The sequence below is a fragment of the Bradyrhizobium sp. BR 10289 genome (genome assembly GCF_019455385.1).
In the GTDB taxonomy this organism is placed as follows: Bacteria; Pseudomonadota; Alphaproteobacteria; order Rhizobiales; family Xanthobacteraceae; genus Bradyrhizobium.
In genome coordinates this window covers 15,223-29,592 of record NZ_JACOFR010000008.1, presented here as the reverse complement: position 1 = coordinate 29,592, position 14,370 = coordinate 15,223, and the positions used below count along the sequence as shown (strand labels likewise).

Genomic DNA, 14,370 nt, shown 5'->3' with positions numbered 1-14,370 from the left:
TACCCGGTGTGCAACAGGCCACGAAATTGCGATTTTTACCCGGCGCCGGCTTTGGTCCAGATTTGTGATGCGGAGCGTGAAACATCCGACATAGAGTGGCGCAGGTGGTCGGCGCGCCCTAGCTAAAAACAATGGGCAGGCAACGGCTTAAGCAGCCAGGCGCTTAAAAAGGCGGAAGAGGACAAGAATGGGCATCAACCAGGGTCCGATCAGTCTCGATCAAAAATACACGCAAAGCACCGGCCATATTTTCACGACCGGCATCCAGGCGCTGGTTCGCCTGCCCATGGCCCAGATTCGCCGCGACCGCGCCGCGGGGCTGAACACCGCAGGCTTCATCTCCGGCTATCGCGGCTCGCCGCTCGGCGGCTATGACCAGCAGCTGTTCGCCGCGCGAAAACATCTCGAGCAGTACAACATCAAGTTCCAGCCCGGCGTGAACGAGGACCTCGCGGCGACCGCGGTCTGGGGTTCGCAGCAGCTCAACCTCTCGCCCGGCGCCAAATACGATGGCGTCGTCGGCATCTGGTACGGCAAGGGCCCCGGCGTCGACCGCTGCGGCGACGTCTTTCGCCACGGCAATGCCGCCGGCTCGGCCAAGAACGGCGGCGTGCTGTGCCTTGCCGGCGACGACCACGGCGCCAAGTCTTCCACCGTGCCGCATCAGTCCGACCACGCCTTCATGTCGGCGCTGATGCCCTATCTCTATCCCTCGAGCATCCACGAGATGATCGAGATGGGCCTGCTCGGCATCGCGATGTCACGCTACTCCGGCTGCTGGGTCGGCATGAAGGTGATCACCGAGACGGTGGAGACCACCGCCGAGATCGACCTCAGCGACGAGATGAAGCCCTTCATTATCCCCCCGGATTTCGAGCTGCCGCCCGGCGGGCTCAATCTGCGCTGGCCCGACGACCGTTTCGAGCAGGACCGGCGGCTGCAGGACTACAAGGGCTTTGCCGCGATCGCCTTTGCGCGTGCCAACAAGGTCAACCGCGTCACCATGGATTCGCCGAACGCGCGCTTCGGCATCATGGCCTCGGGCAAGAGCTATGAGGACGTCCGCCAGGCGCTACGCGAGCTCGGCGTCACCGAAGAGGTCGCCGCCAAGATCGGCCTTCGCCTCTACAAGATCGGCATGCCCTGGCCGCTGGAGCCGGAAGGCGTGCATGAATTCGCCGTCGGCCTCGAAGAGATCTTCATCGTCGAGGAGCGTCGCGAGATCGTCGAGAATCAGGTCAAGCAGGTGCTGTTCAACTGGCGCGACGACGTGCGCCCGCGCATCGTCGGCAAGATGGACGAGCATGACAAGCGTTTCCTGACCTTCGCCGCCGAGCTCAGCGTCGCCTCGCTTGCGACTTCGCTCACCGAGCGACTTCTCAAGCTCGATCTCAACCCCGAGATCGCCGAGATGCTCCGCGCCAAGGCCGACTGGTTCAACGGCCGGCAGGCGTCCCAGATGATCCCCACGGCGCCTGTTTCCCGCACCCCCTATTTCTGCTCCGGCTGCCCCCACAACACCTCGACAAAGGTCCCCGAAGGCAGCCGCGCCATGGCAGGCATCGGCTGTCACTTCATGGCGCTGTGGATGGACCGCTCCACCGAAACCTTCACGCATATGGGCGGCGAGGGTGTGCCGTGGGTCGGCATCGCGCCCTTCACCAACGAGAACCACATCTTCGCCAATCTCGGTGACGGCACCTATTTCCACTCGGGCCTTCTCGCCATCCGCCAGGCGGTCGCCTCCAAGACCAACATCACCTACAAGATCCTCTACAACGACGCGGTCGCCATGACCGGCGGTCAGCGCCACGACGGCGATCTCTCGCCGCAGCAGATCACCTTCCAGCTCCACGCCGAAGGCATCCGCGAGATCTATCTGGTCTCGGAGAACCCGGACTCCTATCCGGCCAGCACCATCGCGCCCGGCGTGAAGCTGCACCATCGTGACGATCTGCAGGACGTCATGAAGATGTGCAGGGAGTACAAGGGCACGTCGGCCATCGTCTTCGTCCAGACCTGCGCCGCCGAAAAGCGCCGCCGCCGCAAGCGCGGCCTGATGGAGGATCCGGCGCGCCGCGTCATGATCAACCCGGCCGTCTGCGAAGGCTGCGGCGACTGCTCGGTGCAGTCGAACTGCATCTCGGTCGAGCCGCTGGAGACCGAGTTCGGCCGCAAGCGCGCGATCAACCAGTCGGCCTGCAACAAGGACTATTCCTGCTTGAAGGGCTTCTGCCCGTCCTTCGTCACGGTGGACGGCGGCAAGCCGCGTCACCGTGCACCGGCCGATCTCGGCGATATCGGTGCGATCCCCGAGCCGGCATCGCGGCCGACACTTGAAAAACCCTACAACATCGCGGTCGGCGGTGTCGGCGGCACCGGCGTGCTCACCATCGGCGCGCTGCTCGGCATGGCCGCCCATATCGAGGGCAAGGCCTCGATGATCCTCGACATGTCCGGCCTCGCACAGAAGGGCGGCGCTGTGCTCAGCCACGTGCGGCTATCGGACCATCCGGCCGAGGTGACCTGCTCGCGCATCGTCACCGGCACCGCCGACGTCGTGCTGGCCGCCGACGAGGTGGTCGCGGTCGCCAAGGACACCATCTCGCTGTGCGACACCAGCCGCACCCGCGGCATCATCAACAGCCACGTCATTCCGACCGCCGACTTCGTCCTCAACCGCGACTTCAACTTCCAGACCCGCAAGCTCAACGCGGTGCTGGAGACGGCGCTGCACAAGGACTCCGTGTTCTTCGACTTCACCAAGCCGGCCGAGCAGCTGCTCGGCGACAGCATCGCCACCAACATGATGATGATGGGCTATGCCTATCAGAAGGGGCTGTTCCCGCTGTCGGCGGAAGCGATCGAGCAGGCGATCGAGGTCAACGGCGTCTCGATCAAGATGAACAAGGAAGCTTTCCGCCTTGGCCGTCTCGCAGTCGCCGATCCCCAGCGCCTCGCCGAGATGCTGAAGGGAACGGATGAGGCGGTCGCGCCCAAGACGCTGGAGGCCATGACGCTCGACGAAATCATCGAGCACCGCGCCAAGCATCTGACCGCCTACCAGAACGGCCGGTTGGCAAAACGTTATCGCAAGCTGGTCGATCAGGTTCGCGATGCCGCCAAGCAGGGCGGCTACGGCGAGGCGCTGCCGCGTGCGGTCGCGATCAACTACGCAAAACTGCTCGCCTACAAGGACGAGTACGAAGTCGCGCGGCTGTTCAGCGACGGCGCCTTCGAAAAGCAGCTCCGCGACCAGTTCGAGGGCGACTTCAAGTTCAACTTCAATCTGGCACCGCCGATCCTCGGTGGCGGTCTCGACGCTCTCGGCCGCCCGAAGAAGCGCGCCTTCGGACCCTGGATGCTCTCCGCGTTCCGCGTGCTGGCGAAGTTCAAGTTCCTGCGCGGCACGGCGCTCGACATTTTTGGTCGCAGCGCGGACCGCAAGCTCGAGCGCGACCTGATCATTGGCTACGAGAAGGACGTCGCCACCGTGCTCGGCCTGTTGTCGCCGGTGACCATCGACACCGCGGTCGAACTGCTCTCGCTCCCCGACCGCATCCGCGGCTACGGCCCGGTGAAGGAGAAGGCGGTGGCCGACGCCAAGGTCCGCTACGCCCAGCTCGCCGCGGACCTCGCTAACCCGCCACCAGCACCGAGGCAGATCGCAGCGGAGTAGGGCGCTCTCATAGGGTGGGCAAAGGCGCAGCGCGCCGTGCCCACGACTTGCCAATGATGACGAAGAAGACGTGGGCACGCTTCCGACGTCGCTCTTCGAGCTATGGCGGACAAATCGCTTTGCCCACCCTACGGCACCATCCGTTGCGTTGCCTGTCGGGCAAAACACCCATGCGGTGGGTCAATCGGCACTCGCAAAAATATTCCACTTTACCGAAATTCGGAATTGTCGTATCCATCTGTCACCTCATCCCTCTCAGAGGGGCGTATCGCGATCGTCACGAAACGCGGGGTGAGCGGCGGTGGACGCGGGCTGCGTCGCGCGGGGCGATTGTCTCGTGCACGACGGGCGTGGTCTTGCGTACGGCAAAATCGTGTGGTCCTGACGCCCGCAGGCTGGCGTCAAGTCCTGCGGTCACTCGCAGGGCGACGGGGGCAATAGTGCAACGCTCCCCGGGGAGAGCGCGACATAAGCCGTAAGGCCACTGCGCAGGGAAGGCCGGATGTTTGGCCGCACCTGTATGCCGCTGTGCAGCTATTTGTAGCGCAATTCCCGCACAGTGGATCGCGGGTGCCAAGCCGGCACTCGGTCTTCCCTGCGCCCTCTGTTTTGAGGGGGCAAGACGGACGCAAAGCTCGGGCAAAATGCGCCGCGAGAATGCGAAGCTGCGTCTGCGAGGTAAGGTCTCGTGCCCCGGACGCAGCGCAGCGCCTCTTAGCGGAGCGCTGCTGAGCCGGGGCCCATCTCGCAACGAGCATGCGGTGGCCTAGGGCTCTGCGCAGCAGCGTTGCACGCTGCAGCGCGTCCGGGACACGAGAGCATCGCCCCACTTGCGTCAACCCATCGCCCTCTCGCCCGACGGAATATTTCCGCGCTTGCCAACCGGGCATCTGCGGTTCAGAAAAACGGGGCCATAAGAAACGCGAGCGGAGACCTCTGTTTTGACCATCAAGGGCAAGGCCTACATTGCCGGGATCTACGAGCACCCGACCCGGCATGCGCCGGACAAATCCACCGCCCAGCTGCACGCCGAGGTCGCCAAGGGGGCGATCGAGGATGCCGGGATCAGCAAGGACGATGTCGACGGCTATTTCTGCGCAGGCGATGCGCCCGGCGGCGCCTGGCCGATGGTCGATTATCTCGGCCTCAACACCAAGAAGCTCCGCCACGTCGATTCCACCGAGACCGGCGGCTGTTCCTACATCATCCATCTCGGCCATGCCGCGGAAGCGATCGCGGCGGGCAAGTGTTCGATCGCGCTGATCACGCTCGCCGGCAAGCCGCGCACCGGCGCGATGCCGCCGCGCGCGGCCGGCGCGGAAGCCGATTTCGAATCCGCATACGGCGCCACCACCCACAATGCCTATGGCATGTGTGCCATGCGCCACATGCACGACTATGGCACCACCAGCGAGCAACTCGCCTGGATCAAGGTCGCGGCTTCGCATCACGCGCAATACAATCCGCATGCGATGCTCAAGGACGTCGTCACCGTCGAGGACGTGCTGAACTCGCCGATGATCTCCGATCCGCTGCACCGCATGGATTGCTGCGTCGTCTCCGACGGTGGCGGCGCGCTGATCGTGACGACGCCTGAGATCGCGAAGAGCCTGAAGAAGCCGCTGGTCAGGCTGATCGGCCATGGCGAGGCGATGAAGGGCCCGCGCGGCGGCAAGGATCTCGATCTCACATACTCGGCCGGCATCTGGTCGGGCCCGCGTGCCTTCGAGGAGGCCGGCATCACGCCGCAGGACATCAAATACGCCTCGATCTATGACAGCTTCACCATCACCGTCTTGATGCAGCTCGAGGACCTCGGCTTCTGCAAGAAGGGCGAGGGCGGCAAGTTCGTCGCCGACGGCAATCTGATCTCGGGCGTCGGCAAGCTGCCGTTCAATACCGATGGCGGCGGCCTCTGCAGCAACCATCCGGTCAACCGCGGCGGCATGACCAAGATCCTCGAGGCCGTGCGCCAGCTGCGCGGCGAGGCGCATCCGAAGGTGCAGGTCAAGAATTGCGATCTCGCCATCGCCCACGGCACCGGCGGCCTCTTGGGTGTTCGCCACGCCGCCTCGACCGCCATTCTGGAGCGCGTGTGATGAGTGAAGTGAAGAAGTACCCGGCCCCGGTGACCAATCCCGAGACCGCGGCGTTCTGGGACGCCGCGAAAGAGGGCAAGTTCATGATCAAGCGCTGCACCGCCTGCGGCGAAGCGCACTACTTCCCGCGCTCGATCTGCCCGTTCTGCTACTCCGACAAGACGGTGTGGGAGGAGGCGTCAGGCGAGGGCACGATCTACACCTACAGCCTGATGCGGAAGTCGCCGACCGGTCCCTACGCGATCGGCTACGTCACGCTGAAGGAGGGGCCGTCGGTGCAGACCAATTTCGTCGACTGCGATCTAGAGAAGCTGAAGATTGGCCAGAAGGTGAAAGTGGTGTTCAAGCCGACGGATGGGGCGCCGCTGCCGTTCTTCACGGTGGCCTGAGGCGAAGCGAGATGTAACCCTCTCCCCTTGTGGGAGAGGGTGGCACGATAGGCGCCGCTGCTCGCTGAGACGAATGCCGGGAGGAAACAAAAATGTCCGCCAGATACGAAGAACTCAAAGCCCTCAAAAACCTCGGCCAGAAATACGCCTACACTGATCGCGAGGTCATGCTCTACGCCTACGGCATTGGCCTCGGCGCCGATCCCATGGACGAGAACGAGCTCGCCTTCGTCAACGAGGGCACGTTCACGCCGCGGCCGCTGAAGGTGGTGCCGACCTTCGCATCCGTCGCGGCGTGGGGCGCGGGGCCCGGCGAGATGAACCTCAACCGCGTCATGGTCGTCGACGGCGAGCGCGACATCACCTTCCATCAGCCGTTGCCGGTCGCCGCCAACATCACTGCCGATTCGTCCGTGCTCGAGGTCTACGACAAAGGCAAGGACAAGGGCGTCGTCATCGTACACCAGACCGTGCTGAAGAACGAGAAGGGTGAGAAGCTCGCAACGCTCGTCGCCTCGCGCTTCGCCCGCGGCGATGGCGGCTTTGGCGGGCCGAGCCTGACCCAGCCCGATCCGCACAAGATCCCCTCGCGTTCGCCCGACAGGACCATCGACATCACCACGCGCCCCGACCAGGCGCTGGTCTACCGCCTCTGCGGCGACCGCAACCCGCTGCACAGCGATCCCGAGTTTGCGAAGAAAGCCGGCTTCCCGCGCCCGATCCTGCACGGCATGTGCACCTACGGCATCACCTGCCGCGGCGTGCTCCAGACCTACGCCGACTACGACGTGTCCGCCTTTCGCCAGCACGTCGCGCGATTCTCGTCCCCGGTCTATCCCGGCGAGACCGTGACCATGGACCTCTGGAAGGACGGCAACACGATCTCGTTCGAAGCCAAGGTGAAGTCGCGCGGGGTGACGGTGATCAAGAACGGCAAGACGGTGCTGGGTTAGGGCGCTCTCGTGCCCCGGACGCAGCGCAGCGCTCCTTAGCGGTGCGCTGCAGAGCCGGGGCCCAGAGAGCCCAGGCAAAGCAAGAACTGGGTCCCGGCTCTGCGACGCAGCGTTTCACGCTGCATCGCGTCCGGGACAAGAGAGAACAAAAACAACCAGGGAGAAGCCACCATGGGACTACTCGACGGCAAAGTCGCGCTGATCACCGGCGCGGGCGGCGGGCTCGGCGAGGCCTACGCGAAACTGTTCGCGCGGGAAGGGGCGGCGGTCGTCGTCAACGATCTCGGCGGGCCTCGCGACGGCTCCGGCGCCGACACGTCGATGGCGCAAATGGTGGTGGACGCGATCAAGGCCGAGGGCGGCAAGGCGGTCGCCAATGGGGCCGATATCTCCACCATGGAAGGCGGCCAGTCGGTGTTCGACGACGCCATCAAGCATTTCGGCCGCGCCGACATCCTTGTCAACAATGCCGGCATTTTGCGCGACCAGACCTTTCACAAGGCCTCGGAGGCTGATTGGGACAAGGTCATCAAGGTGCACCTGAAGGGCACCTTTTGTTGCACCTTGCCGGTGTTTCGCTGGATGCGGGAAAACGGCGGCGGGGTCATCGTCAACACCTCCTCGACATCGGGCTTGATCGGCAATTTCGGCCAGACCAACTATGGAGCTGCCAAGGGCGGCATCTGGGGCCTGTCCAACGTGCTGGCGATCGAGGGCCGGAAATACAACATCCGGATCTGGACGCTGGCCCCGGGCGCCCTGACCCGCATGACCGCAGACCTGCCCCGCTATAAGGAGAACCCCGGCGCGGCTCTGGGCCCGGACGGCATCGCGCCGGCCGTGCTATACATGGTCAGCGACTTGTCGGGCGACCAGACCGGCAAGGTGCTGGGCGTGTCCGGGCCCCGCGGCGTGCGCGAAATGCGGATGATGGAAATGGAAGGCTGGAAACCGCCGCACTCGGGCTGGAACGCCCAGGACATCGTCGATCACGCCAAGGAGATCTTTTTCTCCGAGGAGCAGATCAAGATGGGGGCGCGGCGGTTTTAGCTTGCCGTCATCCCGGGGCACGCGAAGCGTGAACCCGGGATCCATGGTACAGCACGCGTAGCAGACAAATGGATTCCGGGCTCGTGCTTCGCACGCCCCGGAATGACCTGGAAAGAGAGACTGATGAAACTGACTGCCGACGCCAAGGGCACCTTCGCAATCGCGCCGACGCCGTTCCACGATGACGGAAGGATCGACGAGCGCTCGATCGATCGCCTGACCGATTTCTACGAGGAGGTTGGCTGCGACGGCGTCACCGTGCTCGGCATCCTCGGTGAAGCCCCCAAGCTCGATGCCGCCGAGGCCGAGCAGGTGGCGGTGCGCTACGTCAAGCGCGCCAAGAAGATGCAGGTGATCGTCGGCGTCTCCGCGCCGGGCTTTGCGACCATGCGCTCGCTGGCGAAGGCCTCGATGGACGCCGGCGCGGCCGGCGTGATGATCGCCCCGCCGCCCTCGCTTCGCACCGACGACCAGATCGTCGGCTATTTCAAGCAGGCCGCTGAAGCGATCGGCCCGGATATTCCCTGGGTGCTCCAGGACTATCCGCTGACGCTCACGGTGGTGTTCACCCCCGCGGTGATCCGCAAGATCGTCATGGACAATCCGAACTGCGTCATGCTCAAGCACGAGGATTGGCCGGGCCTCGAGAAGATCTCGACCCTGCGCGGCTTTCAGAAGGACGGTTCGCTCCGCCCGCTCTCGATCCTCTGCGGCAATGGCGGCACGTTCCTCGACTTCGAGATGGAGCGAGGTGCCGACGGCGCCATGACCGGCTATGCCTTCCCCGAACTGCTGATCGACGTCGTGAACCTCTCCAAGGCCGGCAAGCGCGATGCCGCGCATGACATCTTCGATGCGCATCTGCCGCTGATCCGCTACGAGCAGCAGCCCGGCGTCGGCCTGACGGTGCGAAAATACGTGCTACAGAAGCGCGGCATCATTGCCTCCAGCGCCCAGCGCAAGCCGGGCGCAACCATGACGGCGACGGCGAAGGCCGAGGTCGACTATTTGCTGTCGCGCGTTGCCCGCTTCGACAAGCGCGCCAATCTCGGCCCGCAATCCAGCGCCGCAGGCTAGTTGAATGGCCGAGACATCAGCATCACGCCCGGCCTCGACGATCCTCCTGTTGCGCGATGGCGCGAAGGAAGTCGAAATCTTCATGATGGTCCGCCATCATCAGATCGAGTTCAACTCGGGCGCGCTGGTGTTTCCGGGCGGCAGCGTCGATGCGGGCGACAAGGAGATCGTCGCCCGCGCCGATCTCTATTCGGGCGGCGAAGCCTTGAGCGAAGCGGACCGCGGCTTTCGGATTGCCGCGATTCGCGAGACCTTTGAGGAAAGCGGGATTTTGCTGGCGCGGTCGAGAGATTCCGGCACGCCAATCGATGCCAAGCGCGCCGGCGAGATCGCCGACAAGCATCGTGTTGCGCTCAACGACCACAAGATCAGCTTCCTGAAAATCCTCGACGACAACGGCCTCCAGCTCGCACTCGACACGCTGGTGCCTTACGCGCACTGGATCACACCGGAGGGCATGCCGAAGCGGTTCGACACCTGGTTCTTCCTTGCGGCCGCACCGGCCGACCAGCTCGGTGCGCATGATGGCCGCGAGTCCACCGACTCGATCTGGCTGTCGGCGCGCGAAGCGGTGGAGGGCGGCGAGAGCGGCCGCTTCAAGCTGCCGTTCCCGACCACGCGCAATCTGATCCGGCTCGCCAAGCAGCCCAGCGTGAAGTCCGCACTCGACGATGCCAAGGGCATGTCCATCGTCACGGTGATGCCTGTGATGACTAAGACCGCAACCGGCCGTCAGCTCCGCATTCCCCGCGAGGCCGGCTATGACGGCGAGGTGTTCGAGGTCGGCGCGGTCGGCTAGAACACTTCGATACGCAGCGAACTATTGGCGCGCGCGAACGCGCTAGGTTCCGTCCATCGTGAAGGACGGGACGCATCGGATGGATATCAGGCAGGACAACAGCATCGCCGTCGAACTGGCGCTGCTGGTCGCGCTCGCAACGCTCTGGGGCGGCTCCTACGCCTTCATCAAGCTCGGCGTCGCCACCATCCCGCCGATAACGCTGATCGCCGCGCGCACCGCGATCGCGGGCCTGCTGCTGCTCGTCGTGATGTGGGCGCGGGGCATCAGCATGCCCACGGACGCCGTGACCTGGCGGCGCTTCGCGTTCCAGGCCGTGCTCAACAGCGTCATCCCGTGGACGCTGATCGCCTGGGGCGAGCGCCATGTCGACGCGGCCCTCGCCACCATCCTCAATTCGGCAGGTCCCATCTTCACCTTCCTGCTGACAGCGATCGTCACTCGCCATGAGGCGACGACCCCGCGAAAACTGTTCGGCGTGGTCGCAGGCATGGCCGGCATCCTGCTGATCGTCGGCGTCGATGCCTTTCATGACATCGGTAGCGGCCTCGTCGCGGAAGCCGCCATCGTCGCCGCCACCATCTGCTACGCCTGCGCTGCGATCTTCGGCCGCAGCTTCAAAGGCCTCGACCCGATGGCGCCCGCGGCCGGCTCGCTGCTGGCCGGGGCGGCCGCGCTGATCCCGGCCTCGCTGCTGTTCGAGCAGCCCTGGACGCTGTCGCCATCGCTCGCTTCCGTCCTGGCGCTGCTGGCCCTGGCGACGTTTTCGACCGCGGCAGCCTTCGCGATCTACTTCCGCCTGATCCAAACCCTTGGCTCGGTCGGAACCACCGCGCAGGCCTATTTGCGCGTCCCCATCGGGGTCGCCATCAGCGTCGCCTTCCTCGGCGAGACCCTGAGCCGCACCGCCTGGATCGGCCTGGCTTGCGTCGTCCTCGGCGTGGCCGCCATGACGATCCCGGCCCGGCGGCAGGCGAGCGTCAAAACGTCATAATCCGGCGGGGAGGGCAGGCCGAGTGCCTGCGATATTAAGGATATTCGGCAGCGGGAGGCATGTTCCCCCGGGCGTGCATTACGTCGTATATTGGGCTTCCAGTCGTAGCCCGGTCTCTCAACGCACCAATGTCCGCCGAATTGACGCCGCCCCCCGAGAAAAAGCGAATCTTTTCGCTGTCCATCGGCCAGTTGACGTTCGGAGGCTTCCTGCTGGTGCTGGCGGTGATCATCGTCACCTCGACCGCGAGCGTAATCGCGATCCGGCACATCGACACCACCTTCGCCGAATTGCAGCGGCTCCAGAGCGTCGGCGACCTCGCCGAGGACATCGATCGCCGCATGAACGAACTGCGGCTCGCGGCACGCGACTTCGTCACCGATCCCGGCGCCGGCATCCAGTTCAAGCAGGTGGGCGAGGCGGCCTCGACCCTCAGCGACATCCTGAAGAAGACCCGCATCGAGCTTGCGCCCGAGCAGCAGGACATGATCGACGGCGTAACCGAGCGCCTTGCGACCTATCGCAACGGCCTCGAGCGGATCTCGACCCTGATTGACCGTCGCGCCCAGCTGCTTGCCGGCCTGCCGCCGCTGCGCGACCAGTTCGACGCGGCCGTCGGGGCCACCGCGGACCGTGAGCTCGCCTCCCGCCTGTCGGAGGCGCAGAGCCGGATCGCGCTCGGCCTGCTTGCACGCAATCCGTCCGCGGCCGAGCAGGCCGCGCAGAACATGCGCACGATGGACATCACGGACGCCAGGCTCAGGGCTGCCGTGAACGACTACGCCGAGGCGATCATCGCGGTCGCCGTCCGCGAGCGGCAGATCGCCGACATCGACCGCGAAGTGCTGGGCACCGAGGGTCGGCTGATCGGCCGCGTCACCGAATTGCTGCGCGAAGTGAGCGCCAGGCGCGGCCACGTGCTGTCGCGCGATTTCGCCCGGACGCTGACGGAAGCGCGCTGGCAGAGCATCGTGTTCGGGACCATCGGCGTGCTGATCGGCATGCTCGCGGCCGCCTTCGTGGTGCGGCGGACGGTTCGGCCGCTGGCCAAGATCGCAAGGTCGATCCGCGCGCTCGCGGCCGGCGAGAAGGACACCTCGATCCCGTCCGCCGACCTCGACAACGAGATTGGCGACATCGCGCGCGCCGCCGAGGTTTTCCGCCGCGCGCTGGAGGAGGCCGACACCGCGCGCGAGGCGGCGGTGCGCGCGCTCACGGAGCAGCGCCTCGCCGAAGAGAGCTACCGAAAGCTGTTCGAGGGCTCGGTCGACGGCATCTATGTGACGACGCCCGCGGGCGACCTCCTCAACGCCAATCCGGCACTAGCGCGGATGATGGGCTATGACAGCCCGCAGCACCTGATCGACAGCATCAACGACATCGCCCACACCATCTACGTCCATCCGGAGGCGCGTGTGGAGTATCAGCGGCTGATGCACCGCGACGGCATGGTGCGCGAGTTCGAGTACCAGGTGCGCCAGCGCAGCGGCGACATCCTGTGGCTCTCCGACAGTGCGACGGGGGTGCGGGACGAGCAGGGCAAGATCGTCCGCTACGAGGGCACGCTTCGTGACATCACCGACCAGAAGCGGGCGGAAGACGCCATCGCCGAAGGCAGGCGCCTGCTCCAGCAGGTCATCGACACCGTGCCCGCTGTCATCAACGTCAAGGACCGCAACCTGCGCTACGTGCTGATGAACCGCTACATGGCCGGCATTTTCGGCATCGAGCCCGGCGATGCACTCGGCCGTACCACGGCCGACCTGATGTCGCGCTACGGTGCGGCCAAGACGGACGAGAACGACAAGCGCGTGCTCAGCATCCGCAAGGGCCTCGGCTTCTACGAGGAGGAATACAAGGACGCCTCTGGAAACATGCGGCAATGGCTGGTCAACAAGCTGCCGCTGCTCGATGCCGAGGGCGAGATCGAGCGGATCGTCACTGTGGCGCTCGACATCGGCGAGCGCAAGCGCGGCGAGCAGGAGATGCGCAAGGCCAAGGAAGCCGCCGAGACCGCGCTGCGCAATCTGCGCGAGACCCAGGCCTCGCTGATCGAGGCCGAGAAGCTCGCCGCGCTGGGGCGGCTCGTCGCCGGCGTTGCGCACGAGGTCAACAATCCCGTCGGCATCAGCCTCACGGTCGCTTCCGCCCTGGAGCGCAAGACCGCGATGTTCACCGCCGAGGTCGAGCGCGGCGAGCTGCGGCGCTCCACGCTCAACGATTTCCTCAACACCAGCCGCGATGCGTCTTCGCAGCTCGTCTCCAATCTCAATCGCGCCGCCGAGCTGATCCAGTCGTTCAAGCAGGTCGCCGCCGATCGCAACTATTCGGACCAGCGCAATTTCGACCTCGGCGACCTTACCGAGCAGGTCGTGATGAGTCTGCGGCCGGGCCTGCGCAAGCACAATCTGACGCTCAACGTCGAGTGCCAGCCCAACCTCACCATGAACAGCTATCCCGGACCGTACGGCCAGGTGCTGACAAATCTGTTCCTCAACTCGGTGGCGCACGCCTTCCCGGACGGCCGGCCCGGGATCATCGACATCCAGGTGCGCGAGTCCGGCAAGGACAATGTCGAGATCCTCTTCTCCGACAATGGCTGCGGCATGTCGCTCGACGTCCGCCGCCGGGCCTTCGATCCGTTTTTCACGACAAGACGCGACCAGGGCGGCACGGGCCTTGGGCTACACATCGTCTACAGCATCGTCACCAATCGATTGGGGGGACGGCTCGATCTCGATTCCGAGCCGGGCGAGGGGACGCGCATCCAGATCATCCTGCCGCGCACGGCGCCGCTGGAGCAGGCGGCGGAGTGAGCAGCCAGCGGCCCCATTGACGCGCAGCAAGTGGGCGCTGCGGGCCGACTTTACCCACGAACGAGAGCTGCACCGAGGACGAGACAGCCGGCGCCCAACGCGCGTGTCAACGTGATCGGATGCTGCGGCAGGCCGAGCATACCGATGTGGTCGAACGCCAACGAACCGAGCAACTGACCCAAGACGATCAACGTCAACACCGTCGCCACGCCGAGGCGCGGCACCATGAAGATGCTGGTCACGATGAAGACCGCGCCGAAAATTCCCCCGGTCCATGCGATCAGGGGAGTTCGCCCGGTCAACGCGGTAGCGGGAATCGGTTCGCGCAACGCGACCAGAACCAGCAGCAATGCGATTGTTCCGCCAAGATAACTCACGAACGCCGCCCACCTCGCTGATTGCAAGGCATTACCAAGGCCAGCATTCAACACTTGCTGAAGGGCGAGGCTTAGGCCCGCAAGCAGGACCACGAAGGATGCCAGAAGGTTCATGCGAGGCTCGCGATGAATGGAGA

10 protein-coding genes are annotated in these 14,370 nt (G+C 65.0%); 9 read left to right on the top strand and 1 reads right to left on the bottom strand.

Annotated elements, in window-relative coordinates:
* The first annotated feature begins 187 nt into the window (after positions 1 to 187).
* The 9 genes from HYH08_RS15510 to HYH08_RS15470 all read left to right on the top strand — a co-directional run bounded on the left by HYH08_RS15510 (position 188) and on the right by HYH08_RS15470 (position 13,856).
* Positions 188 to 3,679, top strand: coding sequence for an indolepyruvate ferredoxin oxidoreductase family protein (locus HYH08_RS15510; RefSeq protein ID WP_220010689.1), 3,492 nt, complete (start codon positions 188 to 190; stop codon positions 3,677 to 3,679).
* 941 nt (positions 3,680 to 4,620) lie between these two features.
* Positions 4,621 to 5,778 carry a thiolase family protein gene (locus tag HYH08_RS15505; RefSeq protein ID WP_220010688.1) on the top strand — a complete coding sequence of 386 codons (1,158 nt, stop codon included), beginning with the start codon at positions 4,621 to 4,623 and terminating at the stop codon, positions 5,776 to 5,778.
* Positions 5,778 to 6,167 carry a Zn-ribbon domain-containing OB-fold protein gene (locus HYH08_RS15500; protein WP_220010687.1) on the top strand — a complete coding sequence of 130 codons (390 nt, stop codon included), beginning with the start codon at positions 5,778 to 5,780 and terminating at the stop codon, positions 6,165 to 6,167. The genes HYH08_RS15505 and HYH08_RS15500 overlap by 1 nt, the downstream gene beginning before the upstream one ends.
* A gap of 92 nt (positions 6,168 to 6,259) precedes the next feature.
* Complete coding sequence (locus HYH08_RS15495; RefSeq protein WP_220010686.1) at positions 6,260 to 7,120, top strand: MaoC family dehydratase; 861 nt, start codon at positions 6,260 to 6,262, stop codon at positions 7,118 to 7,120.
* 171 nt (positions 7,121 to 7,291) lie between these two features.
* Complete coding sequence (locus HYH08_RS15490) at positions 7,292 to 8,170, top strand: SDR family oxidoreductase (protein ID WP_220010685.1); 879 nt, start codon at positions 7,292 to 7,294, stop codon at positions 8,168 to 8,170.
* A gap of 123 nt (positions 8,171 to 8,293) precedes the next feature.
* Positions 8,294 to 9,247 carry a dihydrodipicolinate synthase family protein gene (locus HYH08_RS15485; RefSeq protein WP_220010684.1) on the top strand — a complete coding sequence of 318 codons (954 nt, stop codon included), beginning with the start codon at positions 8,294 to 8,296 and terminating at the stop codon, positions 9,245 to 9,247.
* A gap of 4 nt (positions 9,248 to 9,251) precedes the next feature.
* The gene (locus tag HYH08_RS15480; protein WP_220010683.1) at positions 9,252 to 10,046 is read left to right on the top strand and encodes an NUDIX hydrolase; all 795 of its coding nucleotides are present in this window, start codon (positions 9,252 to 9,254) and stop codon (positions 10,044 to 10,046) included.
* A gap of 79 nt (positions 10,047 to 10,125) precedes the next feature.
* Positions 10,126 to 11,040 carry a DMT family transporter gene (locus tag HYH08_RS15475; protein WP_220010682.1) on the top strand — a complete coding sequence of 305 codons (915 nt, stop codon included), beginning with the start codon at positions 10,126 to 10,128 and terminating at the stop codon, positions 11,038 to 11,040.
* 128 nt (positions 11,041 to 11,168) lie between these two features.
* Positions 11,169 to 13,856: a PAS domain S-box protein gene (locus HYH08_RS15470; RefSeq protein WP_220010681.1), complete on the top strand. Its 2,688-nt coding sequence runs from the start codon at positions 11,169 to 11,171 to the stop codon at positions 13,854 to 13,856.
* 50 nt (positions 13,857 to 13,906) lie between these two features.
* Here HYH08_RS15470 and HYH08_RS15465 read toward each other — a convergent pair whose 3' ends face one another.
* The gene (locus HYH08_RS15465; RefSeq protein WP_220010680.1) at positions 13,907 to 14,347 is read right to left on the bottom strand and encodes a DMT family transporter; all 441 of its coding nucleotides are present in this window, start codon (positions 14,345 to 14,347) and stop codon (positions 13,907 to 13,909) included.
* Positions 14,348 to 14,370: the final 23 nt, after the last annotated feature.